Raw genomic sequence first — 21,687 nt, 5'->3', positions numbered from 1 at the left:
ATACAGCTTTCCTTTCGCCAAAGGACCCCAGCAGCCACACATTCCGGTATTCATTGCACACCCCGGACAGCCCGTCACAGCAGGACTTCCAAACCTAAACTGGTGCCGCACACCGCCGTTCTTGATGCACCACCGGCTGCGGCGAAGGCCAATCACCGGTGGCAATTGGACAGGTCAATTGACGCATTGCGAATGGAATTCCGGTTGCCAATGGACCGTCTATCAGCACCTGTCAATTGTTCAACCAACAGAATTTCGCCTGGAGGACCATCCCATGAAGACGACCCTGGAATTCAACAGCCAGCCACATATCCGTTCCGGACTGACCGTGCTCGCCACCGCCATCATCATGGCCTTGGCGGGTTGTTCGGGTAACGGCCATCTCAACACGGCCGGCAGCGGCGGCGGTTCAACGCCCACGGGCCCTGGAGGTGCCGGTGGCGGTGGCAGTACCAGCAGCTCGCCTGTGGCCGCCGTGGTGCAGGAAACCGGCAACACGGTTTCGGACGCTGGCCAGATGGTGGGCTCCCTGGGCGGCACGGTGCAGCAAGTGACCACGCCCGTCGTGGGCAGCGCCTCGGGCAGCGCCCTGGGCAACGTGGTTCAAAACGCGGGGGGCACCGTCGATTCGCTCGGCGCCGCAGTCTCCAACGGCCTGGGCCGCATCGGCAGCACCGACAACCCGCTGGGAGTCACCGTGTCGGGCACAGGCAGCGCGGTGGATGGACTGGGGCGCACCGTTTCGAGCGCCGGTGACGCCATCACCGGTCTGGGCAGCAACCCCGCCACCTCGGCACTGCGCCCGCTCACCAACGTGGGTGGTGCAGTGGTGGATCGCGTGGGCGAAGCCGTGAGTCACGCAGGAAACGCGCTGGAATCACACGCCCTGAGCGGACCGCTGGGCCGGACACTCGACGGCACCAGCAACGTGCTGGAGCGCGTGATCGAGGCCGGCGTGAACACGACACAGTCCGTGGGCGCGACCACCGGCCTGGGGGCCCCCGTGGCCAACGGCGTGATCGCCCCGATCGCCCGCACACTGGGCGAGGCTGGCGAACAGCTTTCCGGCGCCGCTGGCTCGACGCCCGGCGCACAAGGCCTGGGCGAGATCCTTGGGAACACTTCGCGCACACTGACCGGCGTGGGCATGGCGGTCAACGCACCGTCGGACAACCCGCCCACGTCCCCCGTCGAGCAGGTCGGCCATGTGGTCAATACGTTGATCGTCCCGATCACGGCCCCTATCACGCAGACCGTTGGTGGCGTGGGCGATGTCACCGGCATCGGCAACCCGCTGGGCAATCTGCTGGTGGGCACCGGCGCAGCGGTGCAGCACCTCGGGACCGGTGTGGCGGGAAATACCTCCGCACCGCTGGCAGGCGCAGTGGGTGGCGTCGTGCAACAGACCGGGGGTCTGGTGTCCAGCGTGGGCGTGGCCGTTGGAGGCACCAGCAGCCCGGCCCCATCCACTGGCGCTCTTGCCCCGGTGGTGAACGTCGTTCAGGCCGTGACGGGTGGCGGCGGTAGCGGCAGCGGCGGCACGGCACCTCTGGCCAACACACTCGGGACGGTCACCAACACCGTTGGCGGTTTGCTCGGCACGCTGGGTCGCTGAGCCTGAGGAACAGGGACGGGTCGCTGCATGTCGTCGCGCAAGGCCGGGCCGTGGTATCTGGCTGGAATCACCTGCTGGGCCGCGGCGAGCGCGATGGCACAGAACGCCGCGCCGCCCAGCGCCCCGCTGGACACGCTGCCCCGTCCCGCCCTTCCCAATCAACCGGGTGGCGATGTGCAGGTGGAGGTGCAACGGCCGGCACCTCCGGCCGAAGCCCTGCTGCAATGGAAGCTCACACCACGCAAATTCGACGTCGCGGGCGTGCAGTCGATCCCCTTCGATGAAGTCGCAGCGCTGTTCACGCCCCTGGTCGGCCAGAACGTGAGCGTGAAAGACATCGTGGAACGCGGCCAGCGCGCCACTGCGCTCTACCGCGAACGCGGCTATGCGCTGTCCTTCTTCTTTGTGCCGCAGCAGGACTTCAAGGACGGCGTGGTGCGTGTCGTTGCCGTGGAAGGCCATGTCCGCACCGTGCGCATCGAAGGCACGACGGGCGCGGCGGAAACCCTGCTGCGCGACATGGTCGAGCCGCTGCGCCATGAGCGGCCCCTGCGCACCGCCACCTTTGAACACGTGATCGCCCTGCTGGGCCGTCTGCCGGGCATGGGCATCCAGGCCCAGGTGCAGCCCCCCACCAGCACGGACGGCGCCAGCACGATGGTGATCCAGGCGCACCGCAAGCCGTACGACATTGCCGTCGGCATGGAATTGCGCAAACCGACACCTCGGGCCGTGGTCACCGGCACAGTGAACGACCCGTTCCTGCCTGGCAACCAGATCGGGGCGTCCACCTTGCTCTCCAGCGCGGCCCACGACAGCTTCAACGCCCTGACCTATGAGCAGTTCGTGGGCCGCAAGGGTTGGTCCGTGAAGGGTTCTGTTTCGCAATACCGGGGCGACCCCAACGAACAACTTGGCGTGACAAGCCCACTGGAGCGCCGCACCGAGGTGGACCGCGCCGAACTGGCCGCCACATTGCCGTTGCGGCTGTCGCGCACGATGAGCACGGTGGTCAGCACCGGAATCTATGGCGTGGACACGCGCGACCGCCTGACCAACCCGGCCAACGGCGCCTGGCTGACCGAAGACACCCACGTGCGGGCGCTGTTTGTGCAATGGGCCTACAACGAGCAGCAGGCCGACGACAGCCGGCAACTCAACCTCAAGCTCACCCATGGCCTCAAGGGTTTGGGCGCGAGCGCATCGGTGACGAGCAATGTGCCGGGTATCGGTGGTCCCTCTTCGGTCGAGCTGGCATTTGCGAAACTCCAGTTCGAAGCCAGCCACAGCCACCGCTTTGCCAACCAGTTCGGTACCACGGTATCGCTGGGCATGCAGTACAGCCCCGACTCGCTGCCCAGCAGCGAAAAAGTGTCCTACGGTGGCAGCCGCTTCGCGCGTGGCTACAGCCCCGGCGCGGGCGTGGGCGATTCGGGTTGGGGCCTGGGTCTGGAAGTGAACCGCGCCTTTGCGAAAGACAGCTGGTGGCTGCGCCAATGGCAGCCCTACCTCCTGCTGGAGGACGCGCGCGTCCATAACCGCTTCGGCACCCCCGTGCCCGCGCGCCTGCGCTCATTCAGCCTGGGCCTGCGGCTGACGAACCACAAGCAGTACAGCCTGGATCTTGCGATGTCCCGTCCGCTGGGCGATCGGACCCCGGACAACCCCGAACGCCACTGGCGCGCCAGCCTGGCCTTGAGCTACCGGCTGGGGGATTGAGCGGGCAGCGTCAACCGCCTGGCGGCGTGCCCCCGAGCATCGCCAGCATGCCGGCCTCGTCCAGCACGGGCACGCCCAGCGTCAGGGCCTTTTCCAGCTTGCTCCCGGCTTCGGCGCCGGCCACCACGTAGTCGGTCTTCTTGCTCACCGAGCCGGCCACCTTGGCGCCTGCCGCCTCGAGCAGGTCTTTCGCCTGGTCCCGGCTGAGCGTGGGGAAGGTGCCGGTGAGCACGAAGGTCTTGCCCAGCAGGGGTTGTGGCGTGTTCTGCTCGCCCGCGTTCTCGCTCCACGTCACCCCCGCTGCGCGCAGTTGTTCAACCACCTCGCGGTTGTGCGGTTGCTCGAAGAAGGTGCGGATGCTTTGCGCCACCACCGGGCCGACGTCGTTGACCTGCAGCAGCTCGTCCACACTCGCGGCCATGATGCGGTCCAGATTGCCGAAGTGGCGCGCCAGGTCCTTGGCGGTGGCCTCGCCCACATGACGGATGCCCAGGCCGAACAGAAAGCGCGGCAGCGTCGTGTGGCGGGATTTGTCCAGCGCAGCGACGATGTTGTTGGCCGACTTCTCGGCCATGCGGTCCAGCCCGGCGAGCGCGGTCAGGCCCAGTTTGTAGAGGTCGGGCAGCGTCTTGATGAGGCCGCTGTCAACGAGCTGTTCGACCAGCTTGTCGCCCAGTCCCTCGATCTCGACCGCACGGCGCTGCGCAAAGTGCAGGATGGCCTGCTTGCGCTGCGCGGCGCAGAACAGCCCGCCGGTGCAACGGTGGTCGGCCTCGCCCTCTTCCCGCACCGCGTCGCTGCCGCACACGGGGCAGTGGGCCGGCATCGTGAACAGCGGTGGGTTGCCAACGCGTTTGTCCACCAGCACGGAGACCACTTCGGGAATCACGTCGCCCGCGCGGCGCACGACCACCGTGTCGCCCACTCGAACATCCTTGCGGCGGGCCTCCAGCTCGTTGTGCAGGGTGGCGTTGGTCACGGTCACGCCACCCACGAACACCGGTGCGAGTTTGGCCACGGGCGTGAGCTTGCCGGTACGGCCGACCTGCACGTCGATGGCCTGCACGGTGGTGAGCTGCTCCTGCGCCGGGTACTTGTGCGCCACCGCCCAGCGCGGCTCGCGCGTGACGAAACCGATCTGCTTCTGCAGTGCGAGCGAGTCCACCTTGTAGACCACGCCATCGATATCGAACGGCAGGGTGTCGCGCAGTTCGCCAATGCGGCGGTGGAAGGCGATCAGCTCGTCGGCCCCGCGGCAACGCGTGGTCTGCTCGGCCACGGGAAAGCCCCAGGCCTTGAGCCGCATGAGCGAGTCGAACTGGGTGGCGGGCGGCTGGGCATCGCCTTCCACTTCGCCCCAGGAATAGGCAAAGAAGCTCAACGGCCGTTCGCTGGCAATGCGCGAGTCCAGCTGGCGCACAGCGCCTGCCGCGGCATTGCGCGGGTTCACGAAGGTCTTCTCGCCTTTGGCACCGCCAGCGATCTTTTCTCGCTGTCGCTCGTTGAGCGACTCGAACTGGTCACGCCGCATGTAGACCTCGCCACGCACCTCCAGCACATGGGGCACGTCCGATGGCAGGCGCAGCGGAATCTGGCCGATCGTGCGCACGTTGTGTGTGACGTCCTCGCCGGTTTCGCCATCGCCCCGTGTGGCGGCGCGCACGAGCACGCCCTGCTCGTAGCGCAGGCTCATGGCCAGCCCGTCGAACTTGAGTTCGGCCAGATAGTCCACCGGCGGGTCGCTGTCGGCCAGCTTGAGCTCGCGCCGCACGCGCGCATCGAACGCGGCCGCACCGGAGGCTTCGGTGTCGGTCTCGGTGCGGATGCTCAGCATCGGCACCGCATGGCGCACAGGCTCCAGTTCCTTGAGGATGGCGCCGCCCACGCGCTGGGTCGGCGAATCGGGCGTCAGCAGTTCGGGGTGTTCTGCCTCGATCGCTTGCAGCTCCCGGAACAGCCGGTCGTACTCCGCGTCAGGAATCTCGGGGTCGTCCAGCGTGTAGTAGCGGTGGGCATGGTGGTGGAGCTGGGCGCGCAACTCTGCGGCGCGCTCGTCCGGCGCGGGCGCTTGGGCAAAGAGGTCTTCGGTCATCAGGAAAAGAGTCGGCGCGCCTGCGGCGAACCCGCCGACAGATCGCGGCTGTCGAGTGCGTCGTACAGGCTTTCGAGGTCGGCACCGATGCGGTCCATGGTCTCGTTGGACAGCGGCTGACCACCGTCATCGGTGACGATGCCTTCCATGGCTTCCGCCAGTGCCGTTGCGGTCTGACGCATGCGCAGAAAAGGCTGCTCGCCACGCGGCACATGCGTGACCTCCAGCGACAGCGCGATTTCTCGCAACGCGCTCTGCTCGGGGTCTTCGGCCATGGCAGCCTGGGAATCGAACACCAGGCTGAGAATGGGGGCCTGGCCGCTCTGGTTGCCCGAGAGCACCATGCGCCCGGGCAGTGCGCCCGCCACGAAGCCCAGTCGCGATGCATGCTGCGCGACGTAGCCCGGGCTCCAGGCGGTCCGCCGTGCGCGCAGGGTGAAGCCGAGCTGGGCATCGTGTCCGCTCGCGAAGGCGTCGAGCTCGCGTGCCCGGGCGACTTCGGCCCGCATGTCGGGGAAATCGGGCGAGGCACCGACGGCATCCGCGAACGCCTGGGCCTTCACCACAAACTCGGAGAATTCGATGTCGTTGAGCGGACCCGAGCGGTTGGCGAGCTGCACGCCGGCCTGCAGTGCCCGATAGCGCTGACCTGCGCGCGGACTTTCCCACTCGCCGGTGGTTTCGCTCTGGCCTTCAACGGCGAAGGGCTTGCTGCCCACGCGACGGGTGCCCGGCAAAGCGGCCAGCAGCGCATCGCCCGAAACCTCGTGCTCAAGCTGCAGGGGGGCAATGGTGTCAATCAGCGCGTCCAGCCCGGGGCGTTTCTCAGGCGGCTGGCTCATGATGGGCGTGATGCTCACCGGCGCGGTGGCCACGGGGGCAGGTGCATCGGTGGAACCCACAGACGGTGCGGGCCCATCGTCCAGCACGGGCTCGATGCGCTCGATCTCGCGGTCGGCCGGATCGGCCGACAGATAGGGTGGCGGCTCTTCACCCGCCACGTCGTCTCGAACCTCGCCCCGTTCACGCACCGTGCGCGGCGCGCTCTTGCGGGTGACCCAGGCGTTGTAGGCGACCACGCCCGCCAGAACGAGGCCACCGATGATGGCCAGACCGATTTGCAATGTGCTCATGGTGGGTGACGATGGTCAGGTGGGTTCGAGCATGCCGGCGGCCGATTCCATGTCCACCGCGACGATACGGGAGACACCCTGCTCCTGCATGGTGACGCCGATCAGTTGCTCGGCCATTTCCATGGCGATCTTGTTGTGGCTGATGAACAGGAACTGGGTTTCCCTGGACATGGCGGTCACCAGCTTGGCGTAGCGCTCGGTGTTGGCATCGTCCAGCGGTGCGTCCACCTCGTCCAGCAGACAGAACGGCGCAGGATTCAACTGGAAGATGGCGAACACCAGCGCGATGGCGGTGAGCGCCTTCTCCCCGCCCGACAGCAGGTGGATGGTCTGGTTCTTCTTGCCCGGCGGCTGAGCCATCACCTGCACGCCAGCGTCCAGGATTTCCTCGCCGGTCATCACCAGCTTCGCGTTACCGCCGCCGAAGAGTTCGGGGAACATCCGGCCGAAATGCGTGTTGACGGTCTCGAAGGTGCTGCCCAGCAACTCGCGGGTCTCGTTGTCGATTTTCCTGATCGCGTCTTCCAGCGTGTTCATGGCGTCGATCAGGTCGGTCGACTGCGCATCCAGGAACGTCTTGCGTTCGCGCGCGGCAGTGAGTTCGTCGAGCGCGGCGAGGTTGACCGCGCCCAGTGACTGGATTTCGCGGTGCAGCCGATCGATCTCACCCTGCAGGCCGCTCAGACGCACATTGCCCTCGGTGATGCTTTGCGCCACGGCCGCCAGATCGGCCTGGGCCTCTTCGAGCAACTGGCTGTACTGCTCCACGCCCAGTCGGGCGGCCTGCTCCTTGAGCTGGAAATCGGTGATGCGGTTGCGCAACGGTTCGAGTTCGCGTTCCAGCTGCAGGCGGCGTTCGTCGCTGGCGCGCAGCTTGGCGGTGAGTTCGTCGTACTGGCTGCGCAGGGCGCCCAGCGCCTGCTCGCGCTCCAGCTTCATGGCGAGCGCGTTCTGCAGACCGGCCTGGGCAGCGGCATCGTTGAGGCGACCGAGCTCATCGGCAGCGCGCTGCTCCTCATCCGCAAGCGACTTTTCCTGTGTGGCAGCGGTCTCCATCGCGCGCTGCAGCTCGCTCTGCCGTGCCTGCAGGCTGCGCAGGGCAAACACGGCCTCCTGCGCAGTGCGTTCCAGCGAACGTTGCTGTTCGCGCGCCTGGTTGAGGGCGCGCTCGGCTTCGATCACCTTGTCGTCGAACTGGGCATGGCGCTCCTGGCTGTCGGCCAGTTGCATATCCAGTTCTTCGAACCGCGCCTCGGCCGTGACGCGCCGTTCCTGCAATTCCTCCAGCTGGGCGTCCACTTCCGCCAGGTCGGCGCCGATCTGCTCGCTGCGCGCACGCGTCTGCTCGGCCATCTGCGTCAGCCGCAGCGCTTCCACCTGCAGTTCATGGGCACGGCTGCGCGATTCGGCCGCCTCGCGCCGCGCGCCCACCAGGCGCTGCGACGCATCGGTGTAGGCCGCCTCGGCGCGGATCAGGGCCGAGCGGGCCTGCTCCGCGATCAGCAGCTGCGCCTTGAGCTGCTTGTCGATGTTCTCGATTTCCTGCGCGCGCGCCAGCAGGCCGGCCTGCTCGCTGTCGGGCGCGTAGAAGCTCACGCTGTGTGCGGTGACGGCATGGCCGCTGGCCACGAAGATCACCTCGCCAGGCTTGAGCTGCGATCGCTGGGCCAGCGCTTCTTCCAGGCTGCCGGCCGTCAGGCAGCCATGCAACCATTCGGCCAGCAAGGCTTGCTGGCCGGCATCGTTCAGGCGCAGCCATTGCACAAGCGGCTTGAGGCCGGTGGTGCCGGCCGGTGCGGCGGCACCGGGCGGTGGGCTGTAGAAAGCCAGCTTGGCCGGTGGCGCGTCGTTGCCGAACGCCCGCACCATGTCGAGCCGCGACACCTCCAGCGCGCCCATGCGTTCGCGCAGCGCGGCTTCCAGGGCGTTCTCCCAACCGGCTTCGATATGGATGCGGCTCCACAGACCCTGCAGGCCGTCCAGCCCATGCCTGGCCAGCCAGGGCTTGAGCTTGCCGTCGGTCCTGACCTTGTCCTGCAGCGCCTTGAGCGCCTCCATGCGGGCCGACAGGTCGGCCTGCTTCCCGGACTCCTGGTTCACCGCCTGCTGCGCGGCACGGCGCACCTCGTCCAGCTGGGGCACGCTGTCCTGCAACTCATGCAGCACGGCGTCGTGCAGCTCGGCAGCTTCCTGCGCCGTGGCCAATTGCGCCTGTGCGTTCTGCAGACGCGCTTCGTCGGGCGCCGCCAGTGCATTGCGATCGGCCATCAGCCGCTCGCGCCGCTGGTTGAGCGCGCGGCTCTGCTCCTCGACGTTGCGCTGCTCTGCCGCCAGCACCTGGATCTGCTGCTGCACCTGCGTGACGCTGGCGCGCTGCTCATTGGCACGCGCCTGGGCGGCCCGCAGGCTGTCTTCCAGCGCGGGCAGCGCGCCCGCCTGCTCTTCGCCCTGCGCGGCCAGCACGACGGACTGGTCTTCGGCCTGCACCATCGATTCGGCCAGTTGCTCCAGTTCCACCGCAGCGTCCTGGCTGCGGGTCGACCAGGAGGCGATCTGCTCCTTGAGTTGCACCAGACGCTGCTCGACGCGCTGACGGCCTTCGACCACGAAACGGATTTCCGCCTCCAGCTTGCCGACCTCGGCACTCGCCTCGTAGAGCTTGCCCTGGGCCTGGTTCACCTGATCGCCCGCCGCGTAGTGCGCCTGACGGATCGTCTCGAGCTCGGACTCGATGCGGCGCAGGTCTGCCGTGCGCGATTCCAGGTCGTTCACCGCCTGGGCGGCGTCGGTCTTCACCTTGACCTGATCGGACTCCGCCTCGCTGCGCTTGAGGAACCACAGTTGCTGCTGCTTGAGCGTTGCACTGGCCTGCAGCTGGTTGTAATGCGCGGCCACCTCGGCCTGCTTTTCCAGCTTTTCCAGGTTGGCGTTGAGTTCGCGCAGGATGTCCTCGACCCGGGTGAGGTTCTCGCGCGTGTCGGCCAGCCGGTGTGCGGTCTCGCGGCGACGCTCCTTGTACTTCGAGACACCGGCGGCTTCCTCGAGGAAGAGACGCAGCTCCTCGGGCTTGCTCTCGATGATCCGGCTGATCGTGCCCTGGCCGATGATGGCGTAGGCACGCGGCCCAAGGCCCGTGCCCAGGAAAACGTCCTGCACGTCGCGGCGGCGCACGGGCTGGTTGTTGATGTAGTAGCTGCTGGTGCCGTCGCGCGTGAGCACGCGCTTGACGGCGATCTCGCCGAACTGGCCCCACTGTCCGCCAGCGCGGTGGTCGCTGTTGTCGAACACCAGTTCGACGCTGGAGCGGCTGGCCTGCTTGCGCGAGGTGGTGCCGTTGAAGATGACGTCCTGCATGGACTCGCCACGCAGTTCCGACGCCTTGGACTCACCCAGCACCCAGCGGACCGCGTCCATGATGTTGGACTTGCCGCAGCCATTGGGCCCGACCACACCCACGAGCTGCCCCGGCAGCATGAAGTTGGTGGGCTCGGCGAAGGATTTGAAGCCCGAGAGCTTGATCGAATTGAGGCGCACGCTATGGCCAAGTGATTGAATTCAAAGGCATTTTCGCCGCGCATGGCACGGCGGAGGAGCGCTTGATGATACCGTGCATGCGCGCTGCGATGCCGCCCGGCCAGCCGCCTGCGCCAAGCCCGATAATCCTCGGCCATGAACCCCCTGCTCTCGCGCCTGCAGCCCTACCCCTTCGAGCGGCTGCGCAAGCTCTTTGCCGACGTCATCCCCAACCCCGATCTGCCACCCATCAGCCTGGGCATCGGCGAACCGAGGCACGCGGCGCCCGATTTTCTGAAGCAGGTGCTGGCCGGCGCGCTCGACACCGGCCTGAGCAGCTACCCCGCCACCGCAGGCACACCCGCGTTGCGCGAAGCGTGTGCGGACTGGGTGACGCGACGCTATGGCGTGCCGCTGGACGCCGCCACGCAGGTGCTCCCCGTGAACGGCTCGCGTGAAGCGCTGTTCGCCTTCACCCAGACGGTGATCGACCCGACGCGGCCGGGCGCCACCGTGGTCATGCCCAATCCTTTCTATCAGATCTATGAGGGCGCGGCCCTGCTGGCCGGCGCCGAGCCGCATTACGTGGCCAGCGACCCGGCACGCAACTTCGCCGCCGACTGGGACAGCGTCCCCGAAGCCGTGTGGGCACGCACGCAACTGCTGTTCGTCTGTTCGCCAGGCAACCCCGCCGGTGCGGTGGTGCCGCTGGACGAATGGCAGCGCCTGTTCGAGCTCAGCGACCGCCACGGCTTCGTGATCGTCTCCGACGAGTGCTACAGCGAGATTTACTTCCGCGACGAGCCGCCGCTGGGCGGGCTGGAAGCGGCCGTCAAGCTCGGCCGCAGCGATTTCCGCCGGCTCATGATCTTCACCAGCCTCTCCAAGCGCAGCAATGTGCCCGGCCTGCGCAGCGGTTTCGTGGCGGGTGACGCCACGCTGATCAAGCCCTTTCTCCTCTACCGCACCTACCACGGCGGCGCCATGAGCCCCGTGGTGCAGGCAGCGAGTGTGGCCGCCTGGGGCGACGAAACCCACGTGGTGGACAACCGTCGCCAGTACCGCGAGAAGTTCGATCAGGTCACCCCGCTGCTGGCCGAGGTGCTCGACGTCGCCCTGCCCGATGCCTCTTTCTATCTCTGGGCCGGTGTGCCCGCGTCCTTCGCCAATGCCGCAGCGGGCCTGAGCGCCGACGAGGCCTTCGCCCGCGAACTCCTGGCTCAATACAATGTGACGGTTCTCCCCGGCAGCTACCTCGCCCGGGAGACCGGTGGCATGAACCCCGGCAACGGGCGCGTGCGCATGGCCCTGGTGGCCGAACCCGGCGAATGCCTGGAAGCCGCCAGACGCATTCACGCATTCATGTCGCGCCGCGCCTGAGCGACGCTCCGATTTCCTTTTTCTTCACCCTTGCCCTGAGACCATGACCCAACAACTGCAAACCCTGATCGACAACGCCTGGGACAACCGCGCCGAACTCTCCCCCGCTTCAGCTCCCAAGGAAGTGGTGGACGCGGTGGAACACGTGATCAGTGAGCTCAACAACGGCAGGCTGCGCGTGGCCACGCGTGGAGGCGTGGGCCAGTGGACGGTGCACCAGTGGATCAAGAAAGCCGTGCTGCTGTCGTTCCGGCTGTCGGACAACGAAGTGATGCGCGCCGGCGATCTGGGCTTCTTCGACAAGGTCAAGACCAAGTTCGCCCACCTGAGCGAAACCGAGATGAAGGCCACCGGCGTGCGCGTGGTGCCTCCGGCCGTGGCCCGCCGTGGCAGCTACATCGCCAAAGGCGCGATCCTCATGCCCAGCTACGTGAACATCGGTGCCTACGTGGACGAGAACACCATGGTCGACACCTGGGCCACGGTCGGCTCCTGCGCCCAGATCGGCAAGAACGTGCACCTCTCGGGTGGCGTGGGCATCGGCGGCGTGCTCGAGCCGCTGCAGGCCGGCCCGACCATCATCGAAGACAACTGCTTCATCGGCGCCCGCTCGGAAATCGTCGAGGGCGTGGTGATCGAGGAGAACTCGGTCATCTCCATGGGCGTGTACATCGGCCAGAGCACGCCCATCTACGATCGCGCCTCGTGCGAGGTGAGCTATGGCCGCGTGCCGGCCGGCTCGGTGGTCATCAGCGGCAACCTGCCCAAGGATGGCGGCAAGTACAGCCTGTATGCGGCCATCATCGTCAAGCGCGTGGACGCGCAGACCCGCTCGAAGACCAGCCTGAACGATCTGCTGCGCGATTGATCATGACCACCCGCGCCGCGCTCCACGCCCCCTTCGAGGGGCAGCACCAGCCGCCCGGCACAGCCGGTTCGGCGGTGCGCCAGGACTGGCGTCCTTTCGTTGACGTGTCTCTCTCTTGTTTGATGGCGTGAAAGGTTCGGTATGAGCAGCGGAACGATGGAGCGCATCCTGCGTCTGATGGCCGACAAGAAGGCCTCGGACGTGTACCTGACGGCGCATGCGCCGGCGATGATCAAGATCAACGGGCAGACGATTCCCATCAACAGCCAGGTGCTGCCGCCGGAAGCACCCCGCAATCTGCTCGCTGAAATCCTGCCGCCGACCCGGATGGAAGAGCTGCAGGAAACTGGCGAACTGAACATGGCGGTTCCGCTGGAAGCGCTGGGCAACTTCCGCATCAGTGCGTTCCGCCAGCGCGGCCACATCGCGGCGGTGATCCGTTTCGTGCCTGGCGACATTCCGCCGCTGGACTCGCTCAATGTGGCGCCCGTGCTGGCTGACCTCATCATGGAAAAGCGAGGCCTGGTGCTCATGGTGGGTGCCACCGGTGCCGGCAAGAGCACCACGCTGGCCGCGATGATCGATCACCGCAACGAGCGCACCACCGGCCATGTACTCACCATCGAAGACCCGATCGAGTACGTCTACCGCAACAAGAAGTCTGTGGTGAACCAGCGCGAGATCGGGCCCGATACGGCGTCGTTGCAGATCGCCCTCAAGAACGCGTTGCGCCAGGCGCCAGATGTGATCCTGATCGGCGAGATCCGGGACCGTGAGACCATGTCCGCCGCGATCGCCTACGCGCAGTCGGGCCACCTGTGTCTGGCCACGCTGCACGCCAACAACAGCTACCAGGCGCTCAACCGCATCCTGAGCTTCTACCCGGTGGAAGTGCGCCCGACCATGCTCGGCGATCTGGCCGCCGCCTTGCGCGCCATCGTCTCGCAACGCCTGCTGCGCACCCACACCGGCGGGCGCGTGCCGGCCATGGAGGTGATGCTCAACACATCGCTGATCGCCGACCTGATCCAGAAGTCCGACTTTTCCGGTGTGCGCGATGCAATGGAGAAATCGCTGGCCGAAGGATCGCAGAGCTTCGAGCAGGACCTTGCGCGCCTGATCAGCGACGGCCTCGTCTCCCGCAACGAAGGCCTGGCCCACGCCGATTCGCCCAACAACCTGCTGTGGCGCCTGCAGAACGACTTCAATGCGTCGAAGGCGGCCGAGGCCGCGCAGGCCGCCGAGGAAGACGCGGGCGACAACGCGACCTTCACCGAGTTCACGCTCGACGTCAAATTCTGAACCGCGTCCGATGACCGACACCCTGCGCCTGGCCGAAGCCCTGATCGCCTGCCCCTCCATCACGCCCCGGGACGAGGGTTGCCAGGCCATGCTGGGGGCACGGCTGGCGCGGCTGGGCTTTGCCTGCGAAACCATCGAAAGCGGCCCCGCCGACTTCCGTGTGACCAACCTGTGGGCGCGCCTGGGCGAGGGCAGACAACCCACCCTCGTGTTCGCCGGCCACACGGATGTGGTGCCGACCGGCCCCGCGACCGCCTGGACCAGCGACCCCTTCGTGCCGAGCCACCGCGAGGGCAGGCTGTTTGGCCGGGGCAGTGCCGACATGAAGACCTCGCTGGCGGCGATGGTCGTGGCGTGCGAGGAGTTCCACGCCACCCATCCCACCCCGGCCATCGACATCGCCTTCCTGCTCACCAGCGACGAGGAAGGCCCCGCGCTCGACGGCACCGTGGTCGTCTGTGAAACGTTGAGGCAACGCGGCGAGCGGCTGGACTGGTGCATCGTCGGCGAGCCGACCTCCGTGGAGCGCACCGGCGACATGATCAAGAACGGCCGGCGCGGCACGATGAGCGGCAAACTCACCGTCAAGGGTATCCAGGGCCACATCGCCTATCCGCACCTGGCGAAGAACCCGATCCACCTGGCCGCTCCGGCGCTGGCCGAACTCGCGGCCACCGTCTGGGACCAGGGCAACGCGTTCTTTCCGCCCACCAGCTGGCAGATCAGCAACATCCACGGCGGCACAGGCGCGAGCAACGTGATCCCTGGAACGGTGGTGCTCGACTTCAACTTCCGTTTCTCCACCGAGTCCACACCCGAAGGACTGCAGCAGCGCGTGCTCGATCTTCTGCAGCGCCACGGGCTGAACCCGGGCGCGGACTTCGATCTCGACTGGACATTGGGCGGCCGGCCGTTCCTCACGCCACCCGGCACGCTGGTGGACGCCGTGCGAGCCGCCATCCTGGCCGAGGTCGGTCTGGATACCATGCTGTCGACCACCGGTGGCACAAGTGACGGCCGCTTCATCGCGCAGGTCTGCCCACAGGTGATCGAGCTCGGCCCACCCAATGCCACCATCCACAAGGTGGACGAAAACGTCGCCGTGGCGGACATCGAACCCCTCAAGAACATCTACCGCCGCACGCTGGAGCAGCTCGACGCCCAGGCCCGTGCGGGCGCGTGAACACACCGTGAACCTGAACGAGCTCTTGGCCCAGGCGGGCCAACGTCTGGAGGCCGCACAGCTGGCCTATGGCCACGGCACGACCAACGCGCATGACGAAGCGGCCTGGCTCGTGCTCTGGCAACTCGGCCTGCCGCTGGACAGCGACCTCGAGCGGCTGGCCAGCCGCACGGTTTCGCTCGAAGAACTGACGGCCGCGCAAGCCCTCATCCAGCGCCGGATCGACACGCGCGAGCCCGCCGCCTACCTCACCGGAGAGGCCTGGCTGCAAGGCATCCCCTTCCATGTGGATCGGCGGGCCATCGTGCCGCGCAGCTTCATTGCCGAGTTGCTGGCGGACGGCTCCATCGACCCCTGGCTCAGCGAGCGCACCCGCGATGTGCTGGATCTCTGCACCGGCAACGGCAGCCTCGCCGTGCTCGCGGCCATGGCCTACCCGGACGTGCAGGTCACCGGCGCCGACATCTCCCCCGACGCGCTCGCCGTGGCCCGCATCAACGTCGATCGCCATGAACTGATGGACCGCGTGCGGCTGGTCGAGTCCGATGGCCTGGCTGCCTGCCCTGGCCCCTGGGACCTGATCCTGTGCAACCCGCCCTACGTGAACGCGCACAGCATGGCGACGCTGCCCCCCGAATACCGCGCGGAGCCTGGCCTGGCGCTCGACGGAAACACCGCCGGCAGCGAGGACGGCATGGACTTCATCCGCGCCCTCTTGCGCGATGCACCACGCTGCCTCAAACCTGACGCTGTGCTGGTGCTGGAAATCGGCAACGAACGCGAACACTTCGAAGCCGCCTTTCCACATCTGGAAGCGGTCTGGCTCGAGACCAGCGCTGGCGACGACCAGGTACTGCTGCTCACCCTTGAATCCCTATCGGCGCTGCCCACCGCGCAGACGCCCGCCCCATGATCACCCTGAAGAACGTTGTCCTTCGCCGCGGAGCGAAGGTGTTGCTCGATGGCGCCTCCTGCACCATCAATCCCGGCGAGAAGGTCGGCCTTGTCGGACGCAATGGCGCAGGCAAGTCCAGCCTGTTCCGCCTGCTCGATGGCACCCTGCACGAAGACAAGGGCGACTTCAACGTGCCCTCGCACTGGCGCATGGCGCAGGTGGCCCAGGACATGCCGGAAACCGACATGTCCGCCACACAGTTCGTCATCGAGGGCGACACCACCCTGATGCAGGCGCAGGCGGAAGTCACCGCCTCCGAAGAGAGTGGTGATGGCGAGCGCATGGCGCACGCCTACATGGCGCTGCACGACGCAGGCGCGCACGATGCCCCCGCCCGCGCACAGGCCCTCATCCTCGGCCTGGGCTTCCGCATCGACGAGCTCGAACGCCCGGTGGACAGCTTCTCGGGCGGCTGGCGCATGCGCCTGCAACTCGCTCGCGCGCTCATGTGCCCCAGCGAGCTGCTGCTGCTCGACGAACCCACGAACCACCTGGACCTGGACGCCCTCGTCTGGCTGGAAGCCTGGCTCAAGCGCTACGATGGCACGCTGCTCGTGATCAGCCACGACCGCGAGTTCCTCGACGCGGTCACCAACGTCACGGTGCACATCGAGCGTGTCCAGCTCAACCGCTACGGCGGCAACTACAGCCGCTTCGAAGACATGCGCGCCGAGCAGATGGCGCTGCAGGCCACCGCCTACGCGCGCCAGCAGGAAAAGATGGCGCATCTGCAGAAGTTCATCGACCGCTTCAAGGCCAAAGCCAGCAAGGCCAAGCAGGCGCAGAGCCGCGTCAAGGCGCTGGAGCGCATGGAGAAGATCGGCCCGGTGCTCGCCGAAGCCGACTTCAACTTCGAGTTCAGCGAGCCGCAAAACCTGCCCAACCCGATGCTGGCGCTGGAGAACGTCACCTTCGGCTATCCTCCTCGCGAAGCCGGCGGCGAGCCGGTGGCCATCGTGCGTGGCATCAGCCGTTCCGTGCTGGCCAGCCAGCGCATCGGCATCCTGGGCGCCAACGGTCAGGGCAAGTCCACGGTGGTCAAGACCATCGCGCGCGATCTGGCGCCCCTGGCGGGCCAGATCACCGAAGGCAAGGGGCTGAACATCGGCTACTTCGCCCAGCAGGAACTCGACGTGCTGCGACCTGCCGACACGCCGCTGGAGCACATGATCCGGCTGGTGCGCGACTGCACCGCGCAAGGCCGCCTGAGCGGCCAGCCCACGCGCGAGCAGGACCTTCGCAGCTTCCTGGGGAACTTCAACTTCACCGGTGACCAGGTGAAGCAAAGCGTGGGCAGCATGAGCGGGGGCGAAAAGGCCCGCCTGGTGCTGTGCATGATCGTGTGGCAACGCCCGAACCTGCTGCTGCTCGACGAACCCACCAACCACCTTGATCTCGCCACACGCGAGGCCCTGTCGGTGGCGCTCAACGAGTTCGAGGGCACCGTCATGCTGGTGAGCCATGACCGGGCACTGCTGCGCGCCGTGTGCGACGAATTCCTGCTCGTTTCGCGTGGCGGCATCGAACCCTTCGACGGCGACCTGGACGATTACCAGCGCTACCTGCTGGACGTGGCGAAACAGTCGCGCGAAGCGCAGCGCCAGGAACAGCGCGGCCAGCCACGCACACCTGTGCCCGCAGCGGCCGCGGTACCAGCACCCAAGACGCCAGAGACGGGCCGCACACCCGAACAGAAGCGCCAGGATGCCTTGCGCCGCCAGCAGCTGGCCGAAAAGACCAAGCCGCTGAGGAAGGAACTGGACCAGGTTGAAAAGCGCATGGCGCAGCTTGCCCTGGAGAAGACCGGCCTGGAAACCCGGCTGGGCCAACCCGCCAGTCCCATGGATCTGGCCGAATCGGGCCGCCGCCTCAAGGCGGTGAACGATGAAAACGAAGGTCTTGAGGCGCGCTGGCTGGAACTGCAGGAACTGATCGAGGCTGCCAGCGCCTGAGCCAACCCCACATGGGCCAGGCACGCGACACATGACTGGGGTATCCTGATGCGGTGCCCGCCGTGAGTACGGCGGTTCTCTATCCAATCCGGAGGATTCCCAACATGATGTCCATTCTCGGCACCCTTTTCATCGGCCTCATCGCCGGCTTCGTGGCGCGCATGCTCAAACCTGGCGACGACAGCATGGGCTGGATCATGACCGCCCTGCTCGGCGTGGCCGGCGCCTTCGTGGCGGGCTACCTGGGGGTGGCGCTGGGCCTCTACCAGCAAGGCGAGCCGGTGGGCTTCATCGCCTCGGTCATCGGCTCCATCATCCTGCTGGTGGTCTACGGCTTCTTCAAGAAGAAGTGAGGCTGCGCTGAGTCCACGCGGCCAGCAACCACCAAGAAAAAAGCCCCGATCGTGAGATCGGGGCTTTTGGTCTTCTGGTAGGACGTGGCAGGCTCGAACTGCCGACCAACGGATTAAAAGGACGGTACGCGAACAGTGCGCATACCTGTTTCCCTCTGTGTACTCGCCGCATCGGACGCCTGAAAACCCGGTTTTTGACCCCGTTCTGCCAAAATCTCCCACCCAGATTCGGGCGTAGACTGCCCCAATGCACTACGACGGCCCCGACACCTCCCGCACTGCCCGCGCCTGCGAGCACTGCAACCACTTCGGTGGGTGGGTTGAGCAGGACGAGGGCGCTGTGTGGTGCGTCAAGAGCTTGCAGGTCCACGCCCTGTCTTACAAAGGGTGTGCGTACTGGGAGGCCCAGCCTGTGGGGTGGCTTTACCCGCCTGAGGTTGATCCAGCGCCCGGGCTGGCGATCTATGGAGCGGGCAAGCGCGGCGGGGCCCGCATCCGCTGATCAATCCCGTGGGCCGGCATCGAACACCTCAACCGGCGACAGCCGCAACAAGTCGCTCGCCTCCGCCACCGTGCCCGCCAGCCACTGGTCCACGTCGGCCTGCTCGATGGCGATCACGCTGCGCTTGTCCTGCTCGGTCGGCCCGAGCTTCGGGTCTGGCTTGTGCATCCGCTTCATCAGAGGGTGCTTGTCGGCGTTGATGGTCAGCATGGTGTAGCTCTCCACCTCCTCGCCTGACGCCGGGTCTTTCCAGACGTTCCACAGCCCCGCAAGGCCCCAGGGCTCACCATCGGTCCGGCGGAAGCGCCACCACTCGTTTTTGCCGGTCTCCCAGTTCGGTTCGTCGAACCAGTCCGCTGGGATGATGCAGCGCTGGCCACGCGCCCATGGGTGCTTGTAACTGGCCTTCTCGGTCAGTTCCTCGCTGCGGGCGTTGTTCGTGGCGTACTTGATGTCCGAGGTCTTGGAGAACCAAGGGATCAGGCCCCAGCGCCCGACCACCAGTTCACGGCTGTATCCGGAGTCGTCGCGCGCGCGGCGGATGAAGGGCCCGGGCTTGCGCGGCGCCACGACGCCACCATCCCAGTCGAGATCATTCACTGGCCGCCAGTGCTTGCGGATGCCGGCGATTTTGGTGGAGCCGTAGAGGTTGCACATGGACGCAGCATACAGCCCCAAAGTTCATGTGGAGGCCTAGAGGTCCAACTCCAGATTGTCGCCGCGTTGAGGGAAAGCTCTGTAGAAGCGAACTCGGAATTCGTCCCAGGACGACTCTGCCCTCATGAACCGGATCAATGCAAACATGTGCTGAGAAAGCGCAGGATGGCCTAAGTCATCGCTCAGCCACTGGGTGTGCCGGTTTCGGCGTCGGCCATTCTCCATGATCGGGTTCTTCTCTTGGAGCTGCTCCAGCACACCAGGACCCAAGCGGCTGTAGACGAGGTCATTGATGTAGTGGCCTACAACGCCTGGGCGCCGACTTGACCCGCTCCATGGCCATCGTTTCAATCGGTACAGTTCGCGGAAAAACTCGTCGGGGAACACCTTTACCCACGCAGCCAGCTCTTTTCGAATGAATCTCTCCAGATAGGCCTGCAGCGCATCTCGCGCTCTAACCTCCTGGTATCCAGTGGCCTCGTCGACGAGCGCAACAATGCCGACGTGAGCCAGACCACGAACCAGCAACTCAGCACGCCTGGCGACCTCGGCCTGCGGCCGTGTCAACACGCCCGCCTCTCGGGCCTTCAACCAGACATCGCAGATCTTTGGCAAGGCGCTGGCATCTACGCCTTGCGCGATACCGCCACCCTTGCCGTGATGGTAGGGAATGATCGAATTCACCACCACCGCTAAGTCATTGTCAACAAACGGTTTTAGGCTCTTTGCAGCCATGTAGAACGGCAATTTTCCACCACCATCATCGGCTTCATCATCGTTGCGAAAATCGTTCCCGCCATAGCGCCGTCCGAGAGCTTCGGCCAGACCGCGTTGAGACAACACCCGTCGGCCATCAGGAAGCACTGCACACTGAAGCGCCAACTCGCCCAATTTCACAGCCCCAACATGTTCTGCGGTTGGAACGGTCGAAACACCCCATCTTGACTTCGCCGCCTTTTCAGCGATCGCTTTTCGTTGCTCCGGAGTGAGAGCCCGAGCCCTCGCGACGCCCCCTTTGGCTCGGCCTTTTGGCTTCGATTCGTCCATGATGCTTGCATCCATTGATTGAGATGCTTGCAATGTATGCCATCGTTGTGCATTTTGCAAGCATTAAGCAATATGTGACATGCTTGCACTTTCATCGCCAGCCTGCCCCAAACCGGGCCGTGTCGCGCAAGCGTGCAGCGGCGATACCATGAGCCCCATGGACCACCCCACCCTGCTATGCCGGCCAAACGCAGATCCGCTGATCACGCGATCCCAAGAAGTGCTGCCTGGCCTTCCTTGCGACTACACGCTGCTGCATCAAGGAGATGTGTGGACGGTGTCGCGTGTGCTCACTGGCGAGGTGGTCTACCAGGGGCCCGGCCCGGTCGAGGTAGTACGCTCGCCCACGCCGTTCTGAAAGCAGAAAACCCCCTGACCACGAGGGCCAGGGGGGAAACGCCAGGCGAACCTGACGAGGAGACAACGGTGGTGGCAACTGCCGTTGAGCTATTGGGTCAGCGCTCGGTAGAGGGTGTCGTACTCACGCTCACAGGATCGGCCGGCAAGGCCGCGTCGGTCAGCAAGGTCCGCCAGGATCCCCGCTCGACGGTCAGCGCGTCCGAGCACGTCGGCAAGCACTCCGATGGGGTCTCCGGCTGGCGCGCGTGGGTCGGCAGTGGTTGAGGCCGCACACCGTCTACGGGCTTCGGCTGCAGCGGCGTCGGCGGCGTGTTGCACGCCAGCAGAAGCACGCTCAGCAGCACGATGAGCGCGGTCAAGATCAGCCTGGAGGGCGAGAACCACGGCGGTGTGGGCGACTTGGGCATCACGTAGCTCCTGTTCTTTCTTGCGGAATGCCTCGGATTGATCGAGTGCGGCTTGCTTGGAATTCGCCACCTCAGTGGCGTGGTCGGCCTTCGACTTCGAATGCGCGGCGCGCTCAGCGCTCAGCAGCACGTACTGATAGCCCGCTGCGGCGGTGCCGCCGAGCAGCGAGGCCGCGAGAGCGGTCGCCCACAACCACGAAGGAATGATGTCGAGCAGCCTGGTCATGCGAATGCCGTCAGGTTGCGGTGGAACGCTGCAGAACGCTCATGCTTGTGCAGCATCCCGGGACCGTTGACCAGGCGGGTCGTGGTGTCGAAGTTGCCCGAGTCGATGGCCTGATTGCACCCCCGGCTCAGCCAGTACCACGCGAAACTCAGGCACGCGTCTGTGGGCTGCGCGACCAGTTCGGGCTTCTGCAGGTACACCGAGCCCAGACCCACGCCCAGAGAGGCCGCAGCGTAGTTGGCGCGCCCCGTGATCCCGAACCCGCGCCCCCTGAAGTTCCAGCCGTCGCCGCTGGCCTCGTTCCCGTTGCCGTTGCGGTTGGCATAGGTGGGTATTTCGGACCAACGTGACCGCTGGTTTCGGTATCGTGACCGAGGATTTCGGCCCATCGTGACCGACTCCGTTGTCGGTTCATCGTGACCG

Annotated in this window: 16 protein-coding genes and 1 pseudogene; 10 read left to right on the top strand and 7 right to left on the bottom strand. The window is 66.1% G+C overall.

Annotation, left to right across the window (positions count from 1 at the left end):
- Positions 1–274: 274 nt before the first annotated feature.
- Together J2X09_RS15940 and J2X09_RS15935 are read left to right on the top strand one after the other, a co-directional pair.
- Positions 275–1,615, top strand: coding sequence for a collagen-like triple helix repeat-containing protein (locus tag J2X09_RS15940; protein WP_204731289.1), 1,341 nt, complete (start codon positions 275–277; stop codon positions 1,613–1,615).
- Between the two features lie 93 nt (positions 1,616–1,708).
- Positions 1,709–3,334, top strand: coding sequence for a ShlB/FhaC/HecB family hemolysin secretion/activation protein (locus tag J2X09_RS15935; RefSeq protein WP_204731290.1), 1,626 nt, complete (start codon positions 1,709–1,711; stop codon positions 3,332–3,334).
- A gap of 10 nt (positions 3,335–3,344) precedes the next feature.
- On the opposite strand, the gene ligA is transcribed toward J2X09_RS15935, so the two are convergent.
- From ligA to smc, 3 genes are read right to left on the bottom strand one after another with little or no spacing between them, the layout of a single operon-like run.
- Positions 3,345–5,426, bottom strand: a complete 2,082-nt coding sequence (gene ligA / locus J2X09_RS15930) for an NAD-dependent DNA ligase LigA (protein WP_204731291.1) — start codon at positions 5,424–5,426, stop codon at positions 3,345–3,347.
- Entirely contained in the window at positions 5,426–6,559 is a 1,134-nt protein-coding gene (locus J2X09_RS15925; RefSeq protein WP_204731292.1) for a cell division protein ZipA C-terminal FtsZ-binding domain-containing protein, read from the bottom strand. Before J2X09_RS15925 ends, ligA begins: the two co-directional genes overlap by 1 nt.
- A 15-nt stretch (positions 6,560–6,574) precedes the next feature.
- Entirely contained in the window at positions 6,575–10,093 is a 3,519-nt protein-coding gene (gene smc, locus J2X09_RS15920) for a chromosome segregation protein SMC (RefSeq protein ID WP_204731293.1), read from the bottom strand.
- A 135-nt stretch (positions 10,094–10,228) separates the two neighbouring features.
- On the opposite strand from smc, the gene dapC reads away from it, so the two are divergent.
- The 7 genes from dapC to J2X09_RS15885 all read left to right on the top strand — a co-directional run bounded on the left by dapC (position 10,229) and on the right by J2X09_RS15885 (position 18,065).
- Positions 10,229–11,452 (top strand): succinyldiaminopimelate transaminase, encoded by a 1,224-nt coding sequence (gene dapC, locus J2X09_RS15915; RefSeq protein ID WP_204731294.1) that lies wholly within the window; start codon positions 10,229–10,231, stop codon positions 11,450–11,452.
- A gap of 43 nt (positions 11,453–11,495) precedes the next feature.
- Entirely contained in the window at positions 11,496–12,320 is an 825-nt protein-coding gene (gene dapD, locus J2X09_RS15910; protein WP_204731295.1) for a 2,3,4,5-tetrahydropyridine-2,6-dicarboxylate N-succinyltransferase, read from the top strand.
- A 141-nt stretch (positions 12,321–12,461) separates the two neighbouring features.
- The gene (locus J2X09_RS15905; RefSeq protein ID WP_204731296.1) at positions 12,462–13,622 is read left to right on the top strand and encodes a PilT/PilU family type 4a pilus ATPase; all 1,161 of its coding nucleotides are present in this window, start codon (positions 12,462–12,464) and stop codon (positions 13,620–13,622) included.
- Positions 13,623–13,632: 10 nt separating this feature from the next.
- Positions 13,633–14,805 (top strand): succinyl-diaminopimelate desuccinylase, encoded by a 1,173-nt coding sequence (gene dapE, locus J2X09_RS15900; protein WP_204731297.1) that lies wholly within the window; start codon positions 13,633–13,635, stop codon positions 14,803–14,805.
- 7 nt (positions 14,806–14,812) lie between these two features.
- On the top strand, positions 14,813–15,718 hold the full coding sequence (gene prmB, locus J2X09_RS15895; protein ID WP_310308744.1) for a 50S ribosomal protein L3 N(5)-glutamine methyltransferase: 906 nt from the start codon (positions 14,813–14,815) through the stop codon (positions 15,716–15,718).
- Positions 15,715–17,712, top strand: coding sequence for an ABC-F family ATP-binding cassette domain-containing protein (locus J2X09_RS15890; RefSeq protein ID WP_204731299.1), 1,998 nt, complete (start codon positions 15,715–15,717; stop codon positions 17,710–17,712). Before prmB ends, J2X09_RS15890 begins: the two co-directional genes overlap by 4 nt.
- Before the next feature lie 104 nt (positions 17,713–17,816).
- The gene (locus J2X09_RS15885; protein ID WP_204731300.1) at positions 17,817–18,065 is read left to right on the top strand and encodes a GlsB/YeaQ/YmgE family stress response membrane protein; all 249 of its coding nucleotides are present in this window, start codon (positions 17,817–17,819) and stop codon (positions 18,063–18,065) included.
- Positions 18,066–18,567: 502 nt separating this feature from the next.
- Here the strand turns inward: J2X09_RS15885 and J2X09_RS15880 are convergent.
- Both J2X09_RS15880 and J2X09_RS15875 read right to left on the bottom strand, forming a co-directional pair.
- Positions 18,568–19,224: an SOS response-associated peptidase gene (locus J2X09_RS15880; protein ID WP_204731301.1), complete on the bottom strand. Its 657-nt coding sequence runs from the start codon at positions 19,222–19,224 to the stop codon at positions 18,568–18,570.
- A 36-nt stretch (positions 19,225–19,260) separates the two neighbouring features.
- Positions 19,261–20,271: a P63C domain-containing protein gene (locus tag J2X09_RS15875; protein ID WP_204731302.1), complete on the bottom strand. Its 1,011-nt coding sequence runs from the start codon at positions 20,269–20,271 to the stop codon at positions 19,261–19,263.
- A gap of 157 nt (positions 20,272–20,428) precedes the next feature.
- Here J2X09_RS15875 and J2X09_RS15870 point away from each other — a divergent pair, with 157 nt between their 5' ends.
- The gene (locus J2X09_RS15870; RefSeq protein WP_310308740.1) at positions 20,429–20,629 is read left to right on the top strand and encodes a hypothetical protein; all 201 of its coding nucleotides are present in this window, start codon (positions 20,429–20,431) and stop codon (positions 20,627–20,629) included.
- An 89-nt stretch (positions 20,630–20,718) separates the two neighbouring features.
- On the opposite strand, the gene J2X09_RS15865 is transcribed toward J2X09_RS15870, so the two are convergent.
- Together J2X09_RS15865 and J2X09_RS15860 are read right to left on the bottom strand one after the other, a co-directional pair.
- Positions 20,719–21,264 (bottom strand): DUF2514 family protein, encoded by a 546-nt coding sequence (locus J2X09_RS15865; protein WP_204731304.1) that lies wholly within the window; start codon positions 21,262–21,264, stop codon positions 20,719–20,721.
- A pseudogene (locus J2X09_RS15860) lies at positions 21,261–21,687 on the bottom strand (hypothetical protein); the annotation flags it as partial. The pseudogene J2X09_RS15860 and the gene J2X09_RS15865, both read right to left, overlap by 4 nt.

The sequence above is a fragment of the Hydrogenophaga laconesensis genome, assembly GCF_031457235.1.
Lineage (GTDB): Bacteria > Pseudomonadota > Gammaproteobacteria > Burkholderiales > Burkholderiaceae_C > Hydrogenophaga > Hydrogenophaga laconesensis.
Note: the sequence above shows the minus strand (reverse complement) of the source record. Positions and strands in the feature narration are given on the sequence as shown.